Here is a 4,478-nt window from a genome sequence, read left to right as displayed (position 1 = left end):
GGAAAGACTTCATTCGTCAACATCTCATGCAACCGCTTGCCCCCATCGGTAGTCAATTCGTCGCCCAGCGCACTCACCAGTCCCTTTGCATTCCTCATCTTGTCAATCACTTCTACTATAGGTAGATACGCCACAAGCAACATAGGTTCGGGAAGCAATTGCGGTCGAGGCTTGCCACTAACGACGTGAACAGGATCAATATCTACAACCACCAAGGCCTGATCAGTTGCAGACAGAGCCCCTTTGCAATCAGGCTGCAGGATTCCTTTGCTCCACCCGTGGTAAGGTGTCAACAGGCGTACGGTGCCGAAGTGTTCAGGTTTCACCTGGCTGACAGAGTCAATACCGATAAAACAACTACCCCCGACGCCAAGCTTCTTGTTGGCCGCATTGCAAAATACAGTAGCTGTACCCGATGCTAGGACGCTGGCCTGGCCGGCATGCCAATAATCGTTGCTGCGGCTTGTAAAGGCAGGAACTAGCAGCACGGATCGCCTCTCACGATTTCGCTGAGCGGAAGTCAGTAGTTCGCCAAGTGCACTAATGTCCGCGTTGACAAGCTCTTTAGCGTCTGAAGGATTTCCCCCAAACAGTTGCAGCATCTTGGCCAATTCTTGCTCTAACGGCGAGTGGTTGGCCGGACTTGTCAGCATGAATAGCTCAGAGCAAATTAGTTCCATGCAGTACCGCAGCTTCTGAGGACCATGGATCAACGCCCCAAGCAACGGAATCAGCTGGTCCGGTGACCATTCACCCTTCTTCGCGCGACTTCGGATGCCGCGTAAGGCCTCTACAATCTTTTCTTCGGTGTACAGTGGTTCCAACGTCTTGGCATCAGGCCGGAACAGTTCATGAGCTGCTACGGCCCGGTACTTCTTGCCGCGCTGCAGTTCAATTACTCCCTTGTCGCCTTCTAATCCAAACGGCACTTTCAAAGCGCTGTCTGGCTGCCATAACAGGGTCAGTTTCTCCGTCAAGTGATTGCTACTATCGACTTCCTCGAACTGACGATAGGTGCCCGCCAGCACGGCCAATCCAGGATAATTTCGAAGCTGCTCCTTCAACCACGCGACCGTATCCGGTCGTACAGATACCTCAGGCAAGACGAGAAGTTGCACTTTGAGGTCTCGACACGCCCTCAGCGCTTGGCGTAAAAGTGTACGGCGCCTATGCTCGGGCCACGAGATAACTCGCCGCTCATCTTGCCAACGAAATTCAGAACGTCGCTGGGCCGCCTTGCTCAAATCTTTAAACTGGCCCTTGTCCTCAAGATGGGCACGGAGTGCCTCTTGCGACGACTTGCCTAAAGGCAAACCACCTAACCCGACTTCGGCTATCGGATGACTGTAACTTTCCTCTACGCGACATTGGAATAACGCGACGCGAAAGTGGGAACTTATACGTGCTTCCTGGTCGTGGCTAGTTTCGCCTCCAAGACGATTTTTCCATGACTCACTTTGCCACTCGCTCAACCTATCGAGAAGCGGCACGGTTGAAGTTTCGTGATCCGACTTACTAGCTTTCGGGGACACATCGCGCTCTTCTTGAGTATCCAGGGGCATCGTCGAATCGCCGGCTGCACGATCCATATGCATCGACGAATCGTTTCCACCTGTTGACGGCATTGGTTCTCTCGTGCCCGCCTCTACGACATCCGTCCCGCCGGATCTAGGCTGGGTCGCGCCGTCATTGGGCATCGCGTCATTTTGCTGAGTGGCTGAAAGCTGCTCTTCTACCGGCGTTAGCCGAGAATCCGCTTGTCCTTCAGGGATTTCGGCTACGTTATCTACCAGCGCCTGAAAATCTTGCTGGCGAACTGGTTGCAAGGAAACCGCCTCGCCTACTGGAATTGCTTCGACTGCCACAGGTTGAGATGGCAGCCATTTCCCGAGCTTGTTGTCTAGTGTATGCACCGCAAGCAGATCATTGTCAGTAATGCGGCGTGTCTCAGTCCAGACTTTGACTATCCGGTTGCCATCAAACGGACGGTGCTCTTCCAGCGAGTTGGCGTAAAGACTGGTGTATTGCGGCTTGGTCATTTGCCAGCCGGCTCCGATAGCGTCCCTAAACTCGTTGGTGTCCCGGCTACGACCAAACGTCCGTCCTTGAACGCACACCACGCGCATACCCCGCTTCCGATCGAGGTCGCACATCGCCGCTGGCAGTGCTTGCATCAAATTCTCGCATTGCTGCAGCGTAAATCTAGGCAAAGCGTCGAAGGGCCAAGGCTCATGCGCTGGGTCAGAGTCATCGGTGCTGGCAGAGGTGGTTTGCCAGGCACTGAGGGTTTTGTAGAGGGCTTCCAACGACGGAAGATCGAAAGCCTGAGCAAAACTGGTATTCAACAGACCTATCAAGGCCAACATCCATTTCCAGGGACTAGCCTTGCTCAGTTCCGGCCAATTGCCATCGAACAACAGCTTCCGCATGGCCTTGTAATCGCCCTGAGGATCGAGACGGGCCATATCGGGCATTGCCCATTTCGTCGGCAGGCTCAGGTTTTCTTCCATGCGGCGCGATCCGAGATCAGCAGCGTATCCCCAAAGCGCTGCTACGCTGCCGCGCAGGCCTACACCGACGGCGGCCAGCGCTAGTGCCATGCGCAGTGATGACGCCGTCCTGTCTATTTCGGTTTCCGCCGATTCTGGATATAGTGCTCGGTACAGGGCCAACATTAGTGCCAAATCTGGACGCAATTCGCTTGGTTGACTCGCTGGGCGACGCAACTCAAGTCCCTGCAGAGCCCATAATGGCAGCCGGTTCAACGCATCCGGGAACGTGCGATGCAGAACGTGTCGCAAGTCATCGCCGCTGCGCGCTTGCATCCGCATGGCCATGGCCCGGGTCTCGGCCTCCACCAGAACCGCATAGCGCACCTGCGCGTCCAGCCCTTGGTCCGCAGGGAAGTCCAGCAACAAGTTCAGCGCCCGCTTAACTGTGCCTGGCAACGAAAAGGCCGTGTCGCTTACAACGGCGGTCGGCGCCCCGGATAGGTAGCTCCCCTGCAGCTTGCGCAGTTGCTGTCGCAGCACATAGCCTTCCAGTGCCTGCTTGGCATACGCTTCGTCATCAAACTCCTCGCTTTCGTCGAGTAGCTCGTCGCGCGCGCCGGTTTCACCCGCCATATCAGCGGCCATACCTAATACATCGGCGACAGCCCAACCTACGCGCCAAAGATCTGCATCAGCCAGCGGTACGTTCTCCGACTGAACTCTTTCATCACGGTCGTGGTACCAAGCGCTTACTCCCAACAGATTGCGCGGGACGGGGTCGGCTACCAAGTGGAGCGTCGTCTGCTCTCCCTCACCTTCGCGGAACAACTGAGGCAAGAACGGAACATAGGTCGTTTTCCCTTTCTCGTCCACCTGCAATCGGTGCATGGAGAGGAGCGCTAGGAACAGGCGTGCCGCTAAATGGGTTCGGGCTTCTGGCCCCGTTTTTCCTAGTGCAACCAAGTCGTCCCACGCCTGAGGGGCCAGGCTCGTGCCCCAGCAGACCGTGGAGGTTTCGGTTCCTTCCAACTGGAAGCTGACTTGTATTGTGTCAGTGACGCTTGAGGGCCCTGAGCGCAGTGCCGCCTGTACGAATTGGGACGTCACTTCACTCCTGTCTTGCGCCGCCTCGAGCAGAGCGCAACGGTACAGATACCTGCCGCCAGTTCCCTGCTCTTCGTCGATCTCATAGAACGAGGCGGTCTGATGATTGAGGACAGGCAGGTGCGGAATCAGCCTCCGTTTCTGGTCATTGCCGAGGCTCGAAAGCAGGCCTCGGAATTTGGACAATACGCTCAGTCGCTCTTGAGGAGGTGCGCTTCTCACGACAAAATCGATAGCCAGACCAGCCTCGGAACGAGCCCTCACATCGCTGTCATTCTCCCTCAACTGCTCAATGACGCCATGTGCAAGCCCTAGCTCATCAAGCCGAATAAGTTCGCGGTCTTGAAGTGCAGCTAACGGTCGATCAACCACCGCGCTCATCAAAGCCGTACCTGCCAGACACAGCCACTCGATGGCGGTCACCCTACGTTCGCTTTGCGGCGTCACCGCCGGGGGCACGGGCCCATCACCAGCCAAACGCCGAGCTTTGCGGGCTATCAGCCGCGTCCGCCGTGCTATGTGGTCACTGTTCGTGGCCGGTCTTGCGCTTCGGAAGAAGTCGTCCTTGCAAACTAAGCGTGCCAGAGCGATGCGGTGGTTCCGGTTCTTGTCAACTTCAGCCAGGAACTGACCGTTCGATTGCCAAGGGTTGGGATCGAGCAGCCTGTCTAGCCCTTCGACCGCAAAGAGCATGTCGTAGCCACGCTTCGCAAAAGCTGCAGCCCAGTCGTGGTTTTCACACACTTCGTCCCAAAGCGTTCGGAAGGAGGCCCAAGCCGCCTCGGGATCGACCGGTTGCCGCACGGCCGCCACATACCACCAGAGCCACCGCGCACAGAGACCCAAGTCATTGGCTCGCAGATCGGGCGCTGTCATTGCCGC

The 4,478-nt window shown here is 56.7% G+C and carries 1 protein-coding gene; it reads right to left on the bottom strand.

Annotation, left to right across the window (positions count from 1 at the left end; all coding sequences use genetic code 11):
• A partial coding sequence (locus tag M0974_RS22250) for a hypothetical protein (protein WP_297841822.1) occupies nucleotides 1-4,289 on the bottom strand: 4,289 nt, incomplete at its 3' end.
• Between the last annotated feature and the right edge of the window lie 189 nt (nucleotides 4,290-4,478).

The sequence above is a fragment of the Pseudomonas sp. genome (assembly GCF_026224925.1).
In the GTDB taxonomy this organism is placed as follows: Bacteria; Pseudomonadota; Gammaproteobacteria; order Pseudomonadales; family Pseudomonadaceae; genus Aquipseudomonas.
The sequence above is the reverse complement of the archived record's forward strand: the minus strand, read 5'-3'. Positions and strand labels throughout refer to the sequence as shown.